General features: G+C 61.5%; 14 protein-coding genes. 9 read left to right on the forward strand and 5 right to left on the reverse strand.

All coding sequences use genetic code 11. The features are described 5' to 3' along the window. Positions 1–23 precede the first annotated feature (23 nt). Entirely contained in the window at positions 24–542 is a 519-nt protein-coding gene (locus BKX96_RS03595) for an ankyrin repeat domain-containing protein (protein WP_046815577.1), read from the forward strand. A 57-nt stretch (positions 543–599) separates the two neighbouring features. Here BKX96_RS03595 and BKX96_RS03600 read toward each other — a convergent pair whose 3' ends face one another. After that, the gene (locus tag BKX96_RS03600) at positions 600–1940 is read right to left on the reverse strand and encodes a substrate-binding domain-containing protein (protein WP_077182713.1); all 1341 of its coding nucleotides are present in this window, start codon (positions 1938–1940) and stop codon (positions 600–602) included. Between the two features lie 195 nt (positions 1941–2135). Then, positions 2136–2948, reverse strand: a complete 813-nt coding sequence (gene xthA / locus BKX96_RS03605; RefSeq protein WP_077182714.1) for an exodeoxyribonuclease III — start codon at positions 2946–2948, stop codon at positions 2136–2138. 184 nt (positions 2949–3132) lie between these two features. Between xthA and BKX96_RS03610 the strand changes: the two genes are divergently transcribed. The 3 genes from BKX96_RS03610 (at position 3133) to BKX96_RS03620 (ending at position 9245) form a co-directional block, all read left to right on the forward strand. After that, positions 3133–3783 (forward strand): GNAT family N-acetyltransferase, encoded by a 651-nt coding sequence (locus BKX96_RS03610; protein WP_020800047.1) that lies wholly within the window; start codon positions 3133–3135, stop codon positions 3781–3783. Between the two features lie 63 nt (positions 3784–3846). Beyond that, positions 3847–5574: an autotransporter assembly complex protein TamA gene (locus BKX96_RS03615; protein ID WP_046815573.1), complete on the forward strand. Its 1728-nt coding sequence runs from the start codon at positions 3847–3849 to the stop codon at positions 5572–5574. Continuing rightward, positions 5571–9245, forward strand: a complete 3675-nt coding sequence (locus BKX96_RS03620) for a translocation/assembly module TamB domain-containing protein (RefSeq protein ID WP_077182715.1) — start codon at positions 5571–5573, stop codon at positions 9243–9245. The genes BKX96_RS03615 and BKX96_RS03620 overlap by 4 nt, the downstream gene beginning before the upstream one ends. A 1003-nt stretch (positions 9246–10248) precedes the next feature. Here BKX96_RS03620 and BKX96_RS03625 read toward each other — a convergent pair. Both BKX96_RS03625 and BKX96_RS03630 read right to left on the reverse strand, forming a co-directional pair. Further along, positions 10249–11001, reverse strand: coding sequence for an anti-sigma factor family protein (locus BKX96_RS03625; RefSeq protein WP_046815559.1), 753 nt, complete (start codon positions 10999–11001; stop codon positions 10249–10251). Further along, complete coding sequence (locus tag BKX96_RS03630) at positions 10998–11504, reverse strand: RNA polymerase sigma factor (RefSeq protein WP_046815558.1); 507 nt, start codon at positions 11502–11504, stop codon at positions 10998–11000. Before BKX96_RS03630 ends, BKX96_RS03625 begins: the two co-directional genes overlap by 4 nt. A 158-nt stretch (positions 11505–11662) precedes the next feature. Between BKX96_RS03630 and BKX96_RS03635 the strand changes: the two genes are divergently transcribed. Both BKX96_RS03635 and BKX96_RS03640 read left to right on the forward strand, forming a co-directional pair. After that, on the forward strand, positions 11663–12748 hold the full coding sequence (locus BKX96_RS03635; protein WP_077182716.1) for a catalase family peroxidase: 1086 nt from the start codon (positions 11663–11665) through the stop codon (positions 12746–12748). Then, entirely contained in the window at positions 12745–13290 is a 546-nt protein-coding gene (locus BKX96_RS03640; RefSeq protein ID WP_077182717.1) for a cytochrome b, read from the forward strand. The genes BKX96_RS03635 and BKX96_RS03640 overlap by 4 nt, the downstream gene beginning before the upstream one ends. A gap of 78 nt (positions 13291–13368) precedes the next feature. Here the strand turns inward: BKX96_RS03640 and BKX96_RS03645 are convergent, their stop codons facing one another. Continuing rightward, positions 13369–14520, reverse strand: coding sequence for a M14 family metallopeptidase (locus tag BKX96_RS03645; RefSeq protein WP_046815555.1), 1152 nt, complete (start codon positions 14518–14520; stop codon positions 13369–13371). A gap of 316 nt (positions 14521–14836) precedes the next feature. On the opposite strand from BKX96_RS03645, the gene BKX96_RS03650 reads away from it, so the two are divergent. The 3 genes from BKX96_RS03650 (at position 14837) to BKX96_RS03660 (ending at position 17227) form a co-directional block, all read left to right on the forward strand. After that, positions 14837–15505, forward strand: coding sequence for a GntR family transcriptional regulator (locus BKX96_RS03650; protein WP_046815554.1), 669 nt, complete (start codon positions 14837–14839; stop codon positions 15503–15505). Between the two features lie 136 nt (positions 15506–15641). Further along, positions 15642–16448: an ABC transporter substrate-binding protein gene (locus BKX96_RS03655; RefSeq protein ID WP_046815553.1), complete on the forward strand. Its 807-nt coding sequence runs from the start codon at positions 15642–15644 to the stop codon at positions 16446–16448. Positions 16449–16459: 11 nt separating this feature from the next. After that, a complete protein-coding gene (locus BKX96_RS03660) occupies positions 16460–17227 on the forward strand; it encodes an amino acid ABC transporter permease (RefSeq protein ID WP_046815552.1) in 768 nt (255 codons plus the stop codon).

The raw sequence follows: 17227 nt of genomic DNA on the forward strand, positions 1-17227 counted from the left end.
AAAAACTGAAAGTGGAGCGTTCAATGTCAGACAAAAGCCGCCAGATGACCCCCGAAGAAGCTGCCGAGTTTGCCGAACAGGTCTTCAACAAGGCGCGCGAAGGTGATGCGGCCATGATGGCAGCGCTGCTGAGCAAGGGCCTGCCGCCGAACCTGCGCAATCACAAGGGCGACACCTTGCTGATGCTGGCCGCTTATCACGGCCACGTGGACACGGTAAAAGTCTTGCTCGAACACAAGGCTGATCCGGAAATCCGCAACGACAACGGCCAGAGCCCGATTGCCGGCGCGGCATTCAAGGGTGACCTGGCCGTGATCAAGGCCCTGGTCGAAGGGGGCGCACAGGTTGAGGGTTCGTCCTTCGACGGCCGCACCGCGCTGATGATGGCCGCGATGTTCAACCGCGTCGAAGTCGTCGACTACCTGATCAGCAAGGGCGCCGATCCGCGAGCCAAAGACGCCAACGGCATCACCGCGCTGGATGCCGCCAAGACCATGGGCGCCGTCGATACCGTTGCGCAGCTTGAGAAACTGCTGGGCTGACGGCATTTCCGGCCAGGTTCGATCAGCCGCCTTGCGCAAGGACCTGGCCTGACAGGCTCAGTAAACCCAGACCTCGACCCGCCGATTCCTGATCCGTCCCTCATCCTCGCTGTTGGCCGCCACCGGCATCTCGGCGCCGAAACCGCGCACGTCACGCAGCACCACGCCACTTTTCACCAGTTCGCGGCGAACCGCCATGGCACGCAGTTTCGAGAGCAGATCGGCGCGCGCCGGATCGAGCTTGGCATCGCCGAAACCCACCAGCGTTACCCGGCGATCGGTCTTGTCGTGCTGCTTCATATAGTCGAGCACCCGTGACAGGTCCTGTCGGGCCTTGTTGTCCAGGCTGGCGCTGCCTTCTTCGAAACGAAAGTTCACCGTCAGGCGCATGGCGTGGCGGCTCAGGGCCTGGTAGCCCTCGGGCATCAACGCATTCGGCGTGACGTTCATGGCCTGGATCGTCTGGGCGATAAAGCCGTTGGCCGCGACGATCGCCTGGCCCTTGCGGCTTTGCGCGAAGGTCACCAGCGCTTGCGCCCAAGGGTTGTTGCGCTTGGGTGGCAGGTAAAGGAACAGGCGCCGGGACAGGGGATAGTCTTCCGTGGCAATCAGGCTGTTGAGCGGCAGCATGGCCATGGACTGGCCATCGGCAATCGCCACGGTCTTGGCGGAGCGCACGTAGGGCAGGCCGATAAAGCCAATGCCGTGGGGATCCTGGCTGACAGCGTCGGACAGTTGTTCGCTGGATTCGAAACGTTTCGCGGTGCCGCTCAGGGTTTTGCCGTGACCGCTGAGGACCAGCTCCCTGAACGTGTCGAAGGTGCCGGACTGATCATCGCGCGCATAGAGATGAATGGCTCCGCCTTCGCCGCCGAGCTCTTCCCAGGTTTTCACCTGGCCGCTGAAAATGCGCGCCAGTTGGCCCGTGTCGAGTGTGTTCAACGGGTTTTGCGGATGCAGGATGATCGCCAGCCCGTCGATGGCGATGACCTGTTCGGCGGCGGCGCTTTTCAGGTCGCCCAGGGGTATGAGGCTTTGCAGCTCGTTGTCCTTGATCGGCCTGGAAGAAGCGGCGAGATCGGCACTTGCGGTTTTCAGCGCGGCGAAACCGGTGCTGGAACCGTGGGCCGCCAGTTGCACTTCGACCCGGCGGCCTTCCAGGGTTTCACCGACGATACGCGACTCGTTGGCTGTGTCCGTCGCTTCACTGTGCACCTTGAGCAGACCCTGTTCGCGCATCAGGCCCTCGACCAGCGCCGGCCCCAATGCCGCGCCAATGGTGTTGGAGCCCTGGATGCGCAACACCGGGCCCTGCGCGGGGATCGGCAAGGCGCTGGCCATTACCGACAGCGGCAGCCAGGTGCAGAGCATCATCAGGAGCAACCCGCGCAGCGACATGCCGGCACCTTTCAAGACCAGGGGAGGTGCCGGGAGAATAAGTCAGAAAGATGTCCGAAAGATGACAGCTCTGTACGGCAACCACACCTCTGTAGGCGCTGGCTTGCCAGCGAAAACGTCCGACAGATCAATGCAATATTCAAGGACGCCTTCGCCGGCAAGCCGGGCTCCTACAAGGGAAGGCGCCCGAATGATTTAACTCAATTCCAACCAGATCGGCGCATGATCCGACGGCTTCTCCATCCCACGCAGTTCGTAGTCGACACCGGCCGCCTTGACCCGTGGCAACAGCCCGTGGGAGGCGAGGATCACATCGATACGCAGCCCGCGCTTGGGCTCGTCCTCGAAGCCACGGCTGCGATAGTCGAACCAACTGAAGACGTCAGCCACTTCCGGGTTCAAGTGACGGAAACTGTCCACCAGGCCCCAGTTCTTCAACCGGGCCATCCACTCGCGCTCTTCCGGCAGGAAGCTGCATTTGCCGGTTTTCAGCCAGCGCTTCATGTTGTCCGGGCCGATGCCGATGTCGCAGTCTTCCGGGGAAATGTTCACGTCGCCCATCACCACCAGCGGTTGTTCGTTCTTGAACTGGTTTTCCAGCAGTGCCTGCAGGTCGCCGTAGAAGCGCTGCTTGGCCGGGAACTTGGTTGGGTGGTCGCGGCTTTCACCTTGCGGGAAGTAACCGTTCATGATGGTCACCGGCACGCCGTTGGCGTCGGCGAAGGTGCCCCAGATGAAACGTCGCTGGGCATCCTCTTCGTCGGTGGCGAAGCCTTTGTGCAGGGCCAGCGGTTCCTGGCGCGAGAGCAGGGCGACACCGTAATGACCCTTTTGCCCATGGAAATACACGTGGTAGCCCTGGGCCTTGATCTCATCGAGTGGAAACTGATCGTCGTGGACCTTGGTTTCCTGCAGCCCGATCACATCGGGTTGATGTTTTTCGATCAGCGCCGCCAGCTGATGGGGACGAGCGCGAAGCCCGTTGATGTTGAAGGAGACGATCTTCATGCTCGGCAGTCCTGGCAAAAGGGCGATGCTAGCTGACATGGGCAATGGGGGCCAGTGCGCGGTGGGACGAACCGGGTTTCATTGCCTACACTGTTTTGCGATCAGCAAGGAACTGTCTCAGCCCCATTGAGCTCGTAACAACAAGCGCGCAGCCCTGCGAGCTGCGCCATGGAGAACGACCGTCATGCCTGAAACCTCCACCGCCATTGCCGATATCCACATGCTCGACAGCGGCTATTCCCGCGAAGCGCGTTCTCTGCTGTATCAGGCCTACCGGCACGAGCCGACGTTCAGCTACCTGTTCGAAGCCGAGCGTCCCGGCTATGAACAACGGGTGCGCGCCACCGTGCGCGAACTGGTCAAGCAACACTTTTTCCAGGAGTTGCCAGCCATTGGCCTGTTGGTCAACGACCGGCTGATCGGCATTGCCCTGATTGCGCCACCACAACGGCGCCTGGGGGTGACCGAAAGTTGGGCGTGGCGCCTGCGCATGGTGCTCAGTACCGGATTTCGCTGTACCCGCCGCTACCTTGAATACCACGACGCCGTGGCGGCCTGCGTGCCGAACGACTCGGTACACGTGCTGCCGTTGCTGGGGGTTCACCCGCAATTCCAAGGCAAGCATTTTGGCGAGCAACTGTTGCAGGCGGTGCATAACTGGTGCGCCGTTGATGAAAACTCCCAGGGAGTGATTCTCGACACCGGCAACCCTCGTTATCTCGACTTCTATAAACGCCAAGGCTACGAAGAGATCGGCGAGGTGGCCGTGGGACCGATTCGCGAACACGTGTTTTTTCACGCCAATCCGCAGGTATTACATTCGGCAACAGCTTGAGGTCGAACTTTCCGTGCACGCCAGGCTCTATCACGCTCCACGCTCGTGATAGCATCCGCGCCTATGAAGTTTCCAGGAAGAATTACCAGTGGCGTGCTGATGCTGATTACCAGCTGCGCGGCACTGGCGCAAAGTGAATTGGATGTGCGGATCAAACCGTCCAACGATGCACTGAAGGCCAATATCGAAGGCTATATCGGCAGTCTCGGCGATCGTGACGAAGAGGCTTTGCTGCGCTTCAGTCGCGGCGCCGAGGAGCAGGCGCGCAAGGCCGCCCAGGCCTTGGGTTATTACCAGCCGCAAATCGACAGTGAAGTGAAGGGTGGCAAGACGCCGCGCCTGGTGCTGACCATCGAGCCCGGCGAGCCGGTGCATTTGCGCAACGTCACGATCCGCGTCGACGGTCCGGCGGCCTCCCTCAAATCCTTTCGTGTGCCCAAAAGCCATGCCCTGCAAACCGGGGCGGTGCTCAACCACGGTCAGTACGAGGACGCCAAGCGCCTGATCCAGAACCAGGCCTCGCGCTATGGGTTTTTCAGTGGCCGTTTTAGCCGTCAGAAGTTGGCGGTCGACCCGCGGGCCGGCGTGGCGGATATCGAGCTGATCTACGAGAGTGGTCCGCGCTACTCGCTGGGCAAAGTCAGTTTCGAAGGCGACACACCGTTCGACGAAGACCTGCTGCAACGCATGGTGCCCTTCAAGGCCGGTACGCCGTATGACTCCGAATTGATCGCCGAGCTCAACCAGGCGCTGCAATCGAGTGGCTATTTCGAAGGCGTGCGGGTCGACGCGGCGCCGACGGCGTCCAAGGACGATGTGATCCCGGTAGATGTCAAGCTCGAAACTCGCAAGCCACGCACCATGGGCCTTGGTCTTGGCTACTCCACCGACGTCGGCCCCCGGGTCAAGGCCAACTGGACCCGGCACTGGGTCAACCCCCAGGGGCACAGTTATGGCTGGGAGACCGAAGTCTCGGCGCCCCGGCAGAACGTCGGGTTGTTCTACGACATTCCCCTGGACCCGCCGCTGACCGACAAGCTGCGCTTCGCCGGTGGTTACCAGAACGAAGAAATCGCCGACAAGGACAGCCTCAGCAAGTTGCTGACCGTCGGCCCCGAGTGGCACAGCAAGTTGCCCAGTGGCTGGCAGCGGGTGGTGTCGCTCAAGTGGCAGCGTGAGGAATACCGCCTTGGCGACGACTCCGGCCTCAGTACTTTATTGATGCCCGGTGTCAGCTATTCGTACCTGAAAAGCGATAACCGTATCGACCCGCACAACGGCTATCGCCTGCAGTTCGAAAGCAAGGTCGCCAAGGAAGGCCTGGGTTCCGATAACAACTTGCTGTACGGCACCGCGCTGGTCAAAGGCCTGACCACGGTGTTCGACAAGCACCGCCTGCTCGGTCGGGTGCAGGTCGGCGGCAGTGCCACCAACGGCTACAAATCGATTCCGCCGTCGTTGCGCTTCTTCGCCGGTGGCGACCAGAGTGTGCGTGGCTACGACTACCAGAGCCTGTCCCCGGAAAACAACCAGGGTGACCGCATTGGTGGTCGCTACATGGTCACTGCCAGCGCCGAATACCAGTATTCCGTTGCGGAAAAATGGCGCGTGGCGACCTTCGTCGACCAGGGCAATTCCTTTAATACACTTGAACTGCCGAACCTCAAGACCGGGGTCGGTATCGGCGTGCGCTGGGTCTCTCCGGTAGGGCCGATCCGCCTCGACCTGGCTCATGCGCTGGACGACGATGGCGGCATTCGATTGCACTTTTCCATGGGGCCCGAGCTGTGACGCGTGGTTTGAGAATAACGCTGCTGGCCATTCTGGCATTGCTGGTACTGGTGGTCCTGACGTTGACCACGGTGCTGGGCACGGCCACAGGCAGTCGCTGGGCGCTCGGGTTTGTGCCGGGTTTGAGCCTGGACAATTTCCAGGGCCGCCTGGGCGGGCAGTGGAGCGCCGACCGTGTGCTGTGGCAGCAAGACGCCAGCCGGGTCGAGCTCGATAAAGTCATCTTCGCCTGGTCGCCGCTGTGCCTGACGCGCATGACCCTGTGCATCGATCAACTGAAGGCTGATCAGGTCAGCCTGCAATTTCCGCCCGGCGCGCCGCAAGAGAGCAGTGGGCCGATCACGCTTCCTGACTTGAATTTGCCGCTGGCGCTCGAACTCGGGGACATTCAGGTCGCCAGCCTGTTGTTCAACGGCAGCGAGCAACTCAAGGGCTTGCAACTGGCGGCGCATTGGACGGTCGACGGGTTGCAGATCGACTCGGTGCAACTGCAGCGCGATGAACTGAGCCTGCACCTGTCCGGCTTGCTGCAACCGACTGGCAACTGGCCGCTCAAGGCCGAAGGCAAGCTGACCCTGCCGGCTCCGGGCACCGAGCCGTGGGCGCTGGCTTTGAAAGTCGATGGCGACCTGCTGAAAACCCTGAACCTCCAGGCCGACAGCAGCGGCTACCTCAACGGGCAACTGGCCGGTGAGCTGCAACCCCTGGTGGAAAACCTGCCGGCCAAGGTGCGCATCACCGCCGACGGCTTCAAGCCCAGTGCCGATTTGCCCGACACCCTGCAACTCAATCAGCTTGAACTGACTGGCGCCGGCGATCTGAAAAACGGTTATCAGTTGCTCGGCAAGGCCACGCTGCCAGCCGAACAAGGCCCGGTCGAGCTGGCGCTGCAAGGCAAGGTCGACGCCAACGGCGCGCAGATCGCCGCGCTGGACCTGACCGCCAACGACAAGCAAAGCCTCAAACTCACCGGGCAACTGGACTGGAGCAAGGGCCTGAGCGCCGATGCCAGGATCGCCTGGCTGGACTTCCCGTGGCACCGTCTCTATCCGCTGATCGACGAACCCCAGGTGGCCCTGCGTAGCTTCAACGGTGATGTCTCCTACACCGACGGCAAGTACCTGGGTCATTTCGACGCCGCGCTGGATGGCCCGGCCGGGGCGTTCAGCCTGGCCAGCCCGTTCGCTGGCGACCTGACGAAAATCTACCTGCAACAAATCCAGCTCGTCGCCGGGCAGGGCAAGGCCGAAGGGCACCTGAACCTGCAATTCGCCGACGGTATCGCCTGGGACACTGCGCTGGATCTTTCCGCGATCGACCCGGCGTACTGGGTCGCGGAACTGCCGGGCACCCTGGCCGGGCCCTTGCGCAGCAAAGGCGAGATGAAGAACGAAAAACTCAGCCTGAGTGCCGACCTGGATCTGAAAGGCAAGCTGCGTGGCCAGCCGGCCGTCCTGCAGGCCAAGGCCGATGGCAGTGGCGAGCAATGGAACCTGAATGCGCTGCAGATTCGCCTCGGCGACAACAGCATCAACGGCAAGGGCAGCCTGCAACAGAAGCTCACCGGTCAGATCGACATCAAGCTGCTACGCCTGGCCCAGCTCTGGCCGCAGTTGCGCGGCCAGATCAATGGCCGGGTCGATGTCGCCGGCACGCTCAAGGCACCGCAAGGCAAGCTGGGGCTGCAAGGCACGCAATTGGCCTTCCAGGACAATCGCCTGCAAAGCCTGAACCTGGACGCGACACTCGACAGCGCGCAACGGGCGAAAATCGACCTCAAGGGCAGCGGCATCCGGGCCGGCGATACCGCTCTGGGCACGCTGACCGCCAGCGGTCAGGGCGACATCCGGAACCAGAAGCTGAGCCTCGACCTGCAAGGGCCGAAGCTCAAGCTTGCCCTCGGCCTCGACGGAGCGCTGGACCAGGGCAACTGGCGCGGACGCCTGGCCAGCGGCGATATCCAGGCCGGTGGCCAGGACTGGAAGCTGCAAGGTCCGGCGAAACTTGAGCGGTTGGCGGACGGCAAAATCAATTTTGGCGCCCATTGCTGGGCGTCTGGCCCGGCCAGCTTGTGCGGCGAAGACCAGCGCCTGATGCCAGAGCCGAAGCTGCGTTATCACCTCAGGCAATTCCCCATCGACAGCCTCGCGCAGTGGCTGCCGAAGGATTTCGCCTGGCAAGGCCGACTCAACGCCGATGTGCAACTGGACTTGCCAGCCAGCGGCCCCAACGGTGTGATCAGCATCGATGCCAGCGGCGGGGCGCTGCGCGTGCGCGAGAAAGAGCAGTGGCTGGAGTTCCCCTATCAGACCTTGAAGCTCACCAGCACGCTTACGCCCAAGCGCATCGATAGCAACCTGAATTTCGTCGGCGGCAAGCTCGGGGAATTGATGGTGCAGGCGCAGATCAACCCGCTGGCGAAGAACAAGCCGCTGACCGGTACGTTCCGCTTGAGTGGCCTGGACCTGTCGGTGGCGCGGCCGTTTGTGCCCATGGTCGAGAAACTCACCGGTCGCCTCAATGGCAGCGGCACGATTTCCGGCGGCCTGCTGGCGCCGCTGGTCAACGGCAATCTGATGCTCAGCGACGGCGAGGTGTCCGGCGCCGAGTTGCCGATGGAAATTCAGGCGCTGCAATTGCAGGCGGTGATCGCTGGCGAAAGCGTGCAACTCAACGGCGGCTGGAAAAGCGGCAAGGCCGGGCAGGGCAGCCTCAACGGCAATGTCGCCTGGGGCCAGGCGCCGGTGGTGGACCTCGCGCTCAAGGGCTCGCAGTTGCCAGTCAGCGTCGAACCCTATGCGAAAGTGGAAGTGGCCCCGGACCTGAAAATCTCGCTGAAGGGCGATGAACTGGCCATCGCCGGAAAAGTGCGGGTGCCCAAGGGCGACATCACCATTCGCGAGTTGCCGCCATCGACGGTCAAGCTCTCCGATGACACGGTGATCATCGGCCAGCAGACCGAAGAGGGCAAACCACCCCTGGCGATGAAAATGGACATCGATGTGGTGGTTGGCGAAGAGAAGCTGAGTTTCGCCGGGTTTGGCCTGACCGCCAACGTGCAGGGGCATGTGCACATCGGCGACAACATGGACACCCGTGGTGAACTGTGGCTCAACGACGGCCGCTATCGCGCCTACGGCCAGCGGCTATCGGTGCGTCGGGCACGGTTGCTGTTCGCCGGCCCGATCGACCAGCCGTACCTGGACATCGAGGCCATCCGCCAGACCGACGACGTGATCGCCGGCATCCGCTTGAGCGGCAGCGCCGAGCAACCGACCACGCAGATTTTCTCGGAACCGGCCATGAGCCAGGAACAGGCGTTGTCCTACCTGGTGCTGGGGCGTCCACTGAGTACCAACGGAGAAGACAACAACATGCTCGCCCAGGCCGCGCTCGGCCTGGGCCTGATGGGCAGCTCCGGAATCACCGGCGGCCTGGCGAAGAACCTGGGTATCGAGGATTTTCAGCTCGACACCGAGGGCAGTGGCAACGCCACCAGCGTGGTCGCCAGCGGCAACCTTTCCGAGAAGCTCAGCCTGCGTTATGGCGTCGGCGTGTTCGAGCCGGCCAACACCATTGCCCTGCGCTACAAGCTGAGCAAAAAGGTTTACCTAGAAGCCGCGGGTGGCGTGGCCAGTTCGCTGGATATCTTCTACAAACGGGATTTCTAAACCGCCACGCAACCCTGTAGGAGCTGGCTTGCCAGCGAAAGCGGTGGATCAGGCAGCATCGTTGTTGACGGGAAGGACGCCTTCGCTGGCAAGCCAGCTCCTACAGGGATTTGTGGTGTGGTCAGAATTGTACCGTCTGCCTGAGCATCGCATGTTTACCTGGAAGCCGCCGGTGGCGTGGCCAGTTCGCKGGACATCTTCTACAAACGGGATTTCTAAACCGCCATGCAACCCCCTGTAGGAGCTGGCTTGCCAGCGAAAGCGGTGGATCAGGCAGCATCGTTGTTGACGGGAAGGACGCCTTCGCTGGCAAGCCAGCTCCTACAGGGATTTGTGGTGTGGTCAGAATTGTACCGTCTGCCTGAGCATCGCATGTTTACCTGGAAGCCGCCGGTGGCKTGGCCAGTTCGCGGGACATCTTCTACAAGCGCGATTTCTAAACCGCCACGCAACCCTGTAGGAGCTGGCTTGCCAGCGAAAGCGGTGGATCAGGCAGCATCGTTGTTGACGGGAAGGACGCCTTCGCTGGCAAGCCAGCKCCTACAGGGATTTGTGGTGTGGTCAGAATTGTACCGTCTGCCTGAGCATCGCATGTTTACCTGGAAGCCGCCGGTGGCGTGGCCAGTTCGCKGGAYATCTTCTACAAACGGGATTTCTAAACCGCCATGCAACCCCCTGTAGGAGCTGGCTTGCCAGCGAAAGCGGTGGATCAGGCAGCATCGTTGTTGACGGGAAGGACGCCTTCGCTGGCAAGCCAGCTCCTACAGGGATTTGTGGTGTGGTCAGAATTGTACCGTCTGCCTGAGCATCGCATGTTTACCTGGAAGCCGCCGGTGGCGTGGCCAGTTCGCGGGACATCTTCTACAAGCGCGATTTCTAAACCGCCATGCAACCCCCTGTAGGAGCTGGCTTGCCAGCGAAAGCGGTGGATCAGGCAGCATCGTTGTTGACGGGAAGGACGCCTTCGCTGGCAAGCCAGCGCCTACAGGGATTTGTGGTGTAGTCAGAATTGCACGGTCTGCCTGAGCATCTGCGCCGCCGGCGTATCCGCCGGGCTGACCATCGCGTAGTTATACCCGCTACCGGACCAATACTCGGCCTGCAACCCGCCATCGCGGCGACTGCCCCGTGGCAGCAGGAAGTTCTTCGGGCCCGGTGGGCGCACGTAGAAGCTGATCTTCTGCCCGCCCTGGTTCTCGTAGACCACCATCGCCGCCGGTCCTTGCTCGGTGCTGAGCAAGCGCCCGCTGGCCGGTTTGAATCCGGCGCCCGACAAGTCCGGCAGGCGATTGGCCTGGGTGAAATAACGGTCGAGCCAGCCTTGCATGTCACCGTTGTCGCCGGCCTTGTAATCAGCCGGCAGGATGCCTTGCTGGGCAATCAGGCGATAGGCCTGCAGGGCGTCGGTCATCGGTGCCGGGGCGGCGGCGAGGGACATCTCACGCGCCTGCCAACCGCCGAACCCACCGACGCTGACCGCCATCAGCAACACCGCGGCGCTGGCCAGATGGCGACGGGACTGGCGCTTTATGCGTTGGCGAATGACGGCCGGATCAAGGTCGGGGTTGGCCGGCTGCTGCAAGGCGGCGCCGAGGGCCGCACGAAGGTGCTGGGCATCTTGCTGCCAACCACGAACCTGCGCGGCTACCTGTGGGTTACTGGCCAGGAAAGTCTCCACCAGACGCCGGTCTTCCTCGCCGAGCTGATGGTCGACGTAAGCGTGCAGGTCGCGCTCGCTGGGGGGCATGCTGATCATTTGAGTCTCCGCAGGGAAGGGCGGTTGATTTCGCCGTCGCTGAGTTGGCGCAGGGCCTGGCGAGCCCGGGACAGGCGGGACATCACGGTGCCGGTGGGGACGTCGAGAATCTCGGCGACCTCTTTGTAGCTCAGGCCTTCCACCGACACCCACAGCAGCAGCGCGCGCTGTTCGGTGGGCAGTCGATCGAAGGCATCGAGGGTTGATTGGGCGATGACGGTGCGCTCTACGGAAGGCTGCGCATCATCGCGTCCGGTAAAGAATTCGAGCATTCGCGCATAGCGTCGTGTACGGCGGTGGGCATCGAGAAACTGTCGATACAGGATCGAGAACAGCCAGGCGCGCAAGTCGCCATCGACGCGCCTGTCGCCCCAACTCGACAGCGCGCGCTCCAGGCAGGACTGCACCAGGTCGTCGGCGCTGCTGGGGTTACGCGCCAATGACAGGGCAAATCGGCGCAACCGGGGAATGATTTCTCTGAGCTGTTCGTCGATATCGTTCATGAAATTCTGGCTAGTCACTACGCTGTGGACTAGGAAGACGCCCGGCATTCAAGGTTATTCCACACCTGAAAAAATAAACACCGCACCCGGGAATAAACCGGTGCGCGGTTCGTCTGCTTGATTCTTCTCACTTGTGGCCGATGGCCCTGGAGTCTTTCATGGTAGATCGATCATCACCGCCAACCCGGCCTCCCTTGAGTGGCGCGAGCCTGATACTGCGCCTGACGGGTATTGCCGTGGTCGTTGCTGCAGTGGCTGGGGCGTTTGCCTACGTCAACGGCACCTTTGACCCACAGCGTCTTACGCCGAAGAAGCTCATCAATGTGCTGGAAACCAACAACGGCGTGCACCCGGGTTTCCGCCGTAATCACTCCAAGGGCGTGTGCGTGATCGGCCATTTCGAGAGCAGTGGCGAGGCGCGCAGCTATTCCAGCGCGCAAGTGTTCAATGAGGCACGCACGCCCGTGGTTGGTCGGTTTGCCTTGCCTGCGGGCAACCCCTATGCACCGGACAGCGCGGTGCCGATCCGCAGCATGGCCTTGCGGTTCACCCAGGCCAACGGCCAGCAATGGCGCACCGGGATGAACAGCATGCCGGTGTTCCCGGTGGGCACGCCCGAGGCGTTCTATCAATTGCAGCAAGCCCAGTCGCCGGTTCCGGCGACCGGTAAACCGGACCCCGCCGCGGTGCCCGCATTCTTCGGTTCGCATCCGGAATCCGCGCCGTTCCTGGCCTGGATCAAGACCGCCAAACCGTCTGCCAGCTACGTCACGGAAACCTACAACAGCGTCAATGCGTTTTACCTGGTGAACGCCGCAGGACAACGGCAAGCGGTGCGCTGGAGCATGGTGCCGGTGGCCCAGGACGCGCCGGGTGCCACAGCGCCGCAGGGCAATGATTTCCTGGAGAAGGACCTGGTCCAGCGCATTGCCGCAGGGCCGCTGCGTTGGCAATTGAACATTATCCTGGCCAACCCCGGCGATCCGGTCAACGATGCCAGCAAGGCTTGGCCAGAAGGGCGCAAAGTGTTGAACGCCGGGACCCTGGTCCTTGAAAGCACCCAGCCGCAACTCAACGGCGAATGCCGCGACATCAACTACGACCCGCTGGTGTTGCCTGCCGGGATCGAAGGTTCCGACGACCCGTTGCTCGCCGCTCGTTCGGCCGGTTATTCCAATTCCTACCTGCGTCGCACCAGCGAAGTCAGCCAATTGCCCGCCGCCAAGCAGGAGGCCCAGCAATGAGCACTCAACCGAAGCATTTCGCACCCCTGGCGCGCCTGCTGCACTGGCTGATGGCACTCATGGTTATCGCCATGCTGTTTATCGGCGCCGGCATGGTCGCCTCGGTGTCCGAGCGTCATGAATGGCTGATTCACCTGCACAAGCCATTGGGCATCGCCATCCTGCTGCTGGTGATCGTGCGCCTGGCGGTGCGTTTTTCGACACAACAACCGCCGCTGCCAACCGACCTCCCAGGCTGGCAAGTGCTGGCGGCCAAGGCATCGCACGTCCTGCTGTACGCCTTGATGCTGATTTTGCCGTTGCTGGGCTGGGCAATGATCTCGGCGTCGGGCGAACCGGTGATGCTCAGCAGTTCATTGCAGTTGCCATCGATCGTGCCGGCGAATGCGCAGGTGTTCGCCTTCTTGCGCAAGGCTCACGGGTATCTGGCGTATCTGCTGTTCCTGACCGTGTTGCTGCACCTGGCGGCGGCGTTGTTTCATGGTTGGGTGCGGCGTGATGACGTGCTGGACAGCATGTTGCGAGGCAAGGATCGCGGTTGATCGAAGCACTAAAAGATCGCAGCCTGCGCGGTGAACCCCTGCAGGAGCTACTGCAGGCTGCGATCTTTTGATCTTGAATCAACGCAACGAATCAACCATATCAGCCACCGTGGTCAACACATCCTTACCCAACTGCTTCGAGCGTTTCCCCGACCACCCAGTCAACGGATTCGGATGATCATCATGATCCTTGAACGGCATTTCCAGGGTCAGCGACAGGCAGTCGTACTTCTGGCCAACGCTGTTGCACGCCAGGGTCATGTTCGCCTGGCCCGGTTCGTCGCGGGTGTAGCCGTGCTTGGTCTGGAAGTCCTTGGTGGTGTGTTTCAGATGGCTGCGGAAGTGCTCCTCAAGTTTTTCGATCCGCGGCGTGTAGCCTGGGTTGCCTTCGCAACCGGCGGTGAACACGTGAGGGATTTCCTCGTCACCATGGATGTCGAGGAACAGGTCTACGCCGTACTTCTCCATTTGCTGCTGGACGAAAAAGACTTCCGGGCTGAGTTCCTGGCTCGCACTCTGCCAGGCGCGGTTCAGGTCCTGGCCCATGGCATTGGTGCGCAGGTGACCGTGGAAGGCACCGTCCGGGTTCATGTTCGGCACCAGGTACAGGTCGGCGCTCGCCAATAGTTTATTCAGCACCGGGTCGTCGTGTTTTTCCAGACGCTCGATCACACCCTCCATGAACCACTCTGCCATGTGTTCGCCGGGATGTTGCTGGGCGATGATCCACACCTTGCGCTGGCCTTCGGTGCCGGTGCCTTTGCGCAGCAGTTGAATGTCGCGACCTTCGACACTCTTGCCGGTGGCCAGCAGTTCAGTGCCGGCCTTGCTCAGCGCCTGCTCGATCAACCAGTCGTGGCGACCTCGGCTGTAGGGTTCGAAGTAGGCGAACCAGGCGTGGGTCTGTTCAGCTTCAAGGCTGAAACGCAGGCAGTCGCCCTCGAAAATGGTCGGCACGCGGAACCAGTTGACGTGGTCGTAGGACGCCACCGCCTGATAACCGGTCCAGGCCTTGTTGTAGGAAGACTGGCTGGCATTGTTCAGGCGAAACCAATGGTCCTGGCCGACATGCAGGCCGCTGGCCTTGAAGTGGAACCACTGGAAATGATTGCTTTTGGTATCGGGGCGGATGGCCAGCAGGGGCTTGAGCGGGTCGCTGACATCGATGACCTGGATGTTGCCGCTGTCAAAGTTGGCACTGATTTCGAGTGAGGATTTGGCCACGGTCAGGGTTCCTGATTGAGTTTTTATGGCGGCTACTTTACACGCAAGCGTAGAGGGTTAGCAGCGCGGACAAATCGTTTCACCCGGCCTGCTGCGGTTTGTTTTTCTGTCGTGTTACCCCGCGCACCTCATTGTGGCCGTCAGGTGACAACTTGGGGCATTTCAACTCGCTTGCTACGCACCCACATGGCGGGAGCAGGCCCTCCCATACGTCAATACTTCAATCCAATCAGCTACCTGCATGAGGCGAGTGAAAACTGGCATGCAATGTGCTTTTTTGGATATATGGATAATTGGATACAAAAATACAAAAGGAGCACCGATGAAATTTGCCCCTGTCTACACCGAGCGCCAGCCCGTGACCGCTGAAGAGGAGGCCTACAACTTTCTTCTGGAAGCCATTTGCAAAGGCCGTTACCGCACAGGCGAGCGCCTGATCGCCGAGGACATCGCCGGTGAAATCGGCATGAGCCGCATGCCGGTGCGCGAGGCGTTTCGGCGCCTGGATGCCGATGGCCTGGTGACGTTGCGGCCCAATCGCGGCGCAATCGTGCGCGGTCTCAACATCGAGGAGATGCGTGAAGTCTTCGAGATGCGCAGCGCCCTTGAAGGCCTCGCCATCCGGGTCGCGGTTGCGAAAATCACCGAGCGCCATTTCAGCCATCTCGAACGCCTGCTCGACGAGATGGACGACTTCCGGGACGACGGTGCCGAGTGGGTCAGCCGCCATCGGGCCTTTCACGAATACCTGTGCAGCCTGAGTGAGCGCCCGCGCCTGATGCGCCAGATATCGGCGCTGTATTCGGTGATCGAGCCGCACATGCGCCTGTGGCTGCAACATGCCGACAAACCCCGCAGCGCCCGGGACGAGCACGCCTCGATCATTACCGCATTGCGCAGTGGCGATCCGGACAAGGCGGCCGCGGTGGTTTGCGAGCACATCGAGGGCACCATTCCTCGACTCATTCAATTCCTCGAAGCCCACCAATAAAGCAGATACCCCACCTCCCTGTAGGAGCCGGCTTGCCGGCGATGGCGGCCGAATGAGCGAAGCAAGACTCAAGAGCCAATCGCTGGCCAGCCAGCTCCTACAGGGGGCACCCTTGCAGCCAACTGGAGTCATGCCCATGCACAAGCCTTGCGCGTTAGTTGCCGTGTTCACCTTGAGTCTGTGTTCGCAATGGGCGTTCGCCGCCCCCGAGTTGCCCGAGCGATTGAGCAAGAGCGAGAAGATCGTTTATTGCTCTGGCATGGATTCCCCTCCGCTGGTGTCGTTCGACATGAAGCAAAAGCCGGTGGGGCTGCAGGTCGACATGGGCGAAGCGATTGCCCAGCGCCTGGGTGACAAGAAGGTCGAGTGGCGTATTTCGCCTTTTGCCGGGCTGATCCCGGCGCTGCTGGCACAGCAGTGCGACATGATCGTCGATCAGTTGTTCGACAAGCCCGAGCGCCGCGAGGTGATCGACATCGTCAACTTCATGTACTCCAGCCAATCCATCGTGGTGCCCAAGGGCAACCCGAAAGCGGTGACTGCCCTGGAGGATTTGTCCGGGCTCAAGGTGGCGGTCAGCAACGGTTCGACGATCCGGGTACTGCTGGGCAAGGAAAACGAAAAACTCGAAGCGGCCGGCAAGGCGCCGATGAAACTGGTGGTGTACAACGTCGACGCCGATGCGTTCCAGGCCTTGCGCATCAATCAGGTGGACGCTTTCGGCACCACGGTCGAATCCGCCGGCCATTATCAACAACTCGCACCGGATCTGTTCCAGTCGGCGGTCCCGGCGTTCAACCGCATTCTCACCGGCTTCGGGGTGCGTAAAAGCGACCCGCAGTTGACTGTGGCGTTGAACGAAGTCCTGCAAGGCATGCGCGCCGACGGCAGTTACGCCGCGCTCCTCAGTAAATGGCATGTCGACGGTGACAAACTGGACTGAGGACAAACCGAATGAATTTCAATTGGGAAGTGTTCTGGCAGTACCTGTTGCAGCCCAGCGATGTCTACCTGACGGGGCTGTGGCTGACCTGCCTGATCAGCGTGTCGGCGATGTTGCTCGGTTGCGTGCTGGGGCTGGTCGCGGCGTTGATGAAGCTGTCGAGTAACCCGTTGTTGCAGTACCCGGTGCGGCTGTATGTCTGGCTGATGCGCGGCACGCCATTGCTGGTGCAGATCGTCTTTCTGTACACGGCATTGGCGGCGGGGGGGATATTCCGCTTTGAAGACCTGGACCTCGGCTGGTTCATCGTGCCGGGCAACATCCAGGCGGCGATCATCGCCCTGGGCCTGAATGAAGGCGCGTACATGGCGGAGATCATCCGCGCCGGTATCGGTGCGGTGGACAAGGGGCAATACGAAGCCGGGCGTTCGCTGGGCATGACCTTTGCCAAGTTGATGCGGCGCATCGTCCTGCCCCAGGCATTCCGGGTGATCGTGCCGCCACTGGGCAACGAGTTCAACGTGATGCTGAAGAACACCACGTTGGTCAGCGTCATCGGGGTGCAGGAGCTGCTGCTTAGCACGCAAATGGTGACCTCGGCGACGTTCCGCGTGTTCGAACTGTACCTGGTGGTCGCGATCTACTTCCTGGCATTGACCACCCTGTGGGGCTTTTTCCAGCGCTGGCTGGAACAGCGCTTCGGCCAGTCCGATCGTCCGGCCCCGGCCGCCAGCCGGATGTTCGGCCGCAACACCATGAAACTGTTGAGGGGGCGTTGA

The organism is Pseudomonas putida (assembly GCF_001976065.1).
Lineage (GTDB): Bacteria > Pseudomonadota > Gammaproteobacteria > Pseudomonadales > Pseudomonadaceae > Aquipseudomonas > Aquipseudomonas serbica.

What these genes read in the sequence shown, in the direction of transcription:
- BKX96_RS03635 (WP_077182716.1), top strand. Translation starts at nt 11,663, where the DNA reads ATGGTAGATCGATCATCACCGCCAACCCGGCCTCCCTTGAGTGGCGCG.
- BKX96_RS03630 (WP_046815558.1), bottom strand. Translation starts at nt 11,504, where the DNA reads ATGAACGATATCGACGAACAGCTCAGAGAAATCATTCCCCGGTTGCGC.
- BKX96_RS03640 (WP_077182717.1), top strand. Translation starts at nt 12,745, where the DNA reads ATGAGCACTCAACCGAAGCATTTCGCACCCCTGGCGCGCCTGCTGCAC.
- BKX96_RS03610 (WP_020800047.1), top strand. Translation starts at nt 3,133, where the DNA reads ATGCCTGAAACCTCCACCGCCATTGCCGATATCCACATGCTCGACAGC.
- BKX96_RS03650 (WP_046815554.1), top strand. Translation starts at nt 14,837, where the DNA reads ATGAAATTTGCCCCTGTCTACACCGAGCGCCAGCCCGTGACCGCTGAA.
- BKX96_RS03615 (WP_046815573.1), top strand. Translation starts at nt 3,847, where the DNA reads ATGAAGTTTCCAGGAAGAATTACCAGTGGCGTGCTGATGCTGATTACC.
- BKX96_RS03595 (WP_046815577.1), top strand. Translation starts at nt 24, where the DNA reads ATGTCAGACAAAAGCCGCCAGATGACCCCCGAAGAAGCTGCCGAGTTT.
- BKX96_RS03660 (WP_046815552.1), top strand. Translation starts at nt 16,460, where the DNA reads ATGAATTTCAATTGGGAAGTGTTCTGGCAGTACCTGTTGCAGCCCAGC.
- BKX96_RS03625 (WP_046815559.1), bottom strand. Translation starts at nt 11,001, where the DNA reads ATGATCAGCATGCCCCCCAGCGAGCGCGACCTGCACGCTTACGTCGAC.
- BKX96_RS03600 (WP_077182713.1), bottom strand. Translation starts at nt 1,940, where the DNA reads ATGTCGCTGCGCGGGTTGCTCCTGATGATGCTCTGCACCTGGCTGCCG.
- xthA (WP_077182714.1), bottom strand. Translation starts at nt 2,948, where the DNA reads ATGAAGATCGTCTCCTTCAACATCAACGGGCTTCGCGCTCGTCCCCAT.
- BKX96_RS03655 (WP_046815553.1), top strand. Translation starts at nt 15,642, where the DNA reads ATGCACAAGCCTTGCGCGTTAGTTGCCGTGTTCACCTTGAGTCTGTGT.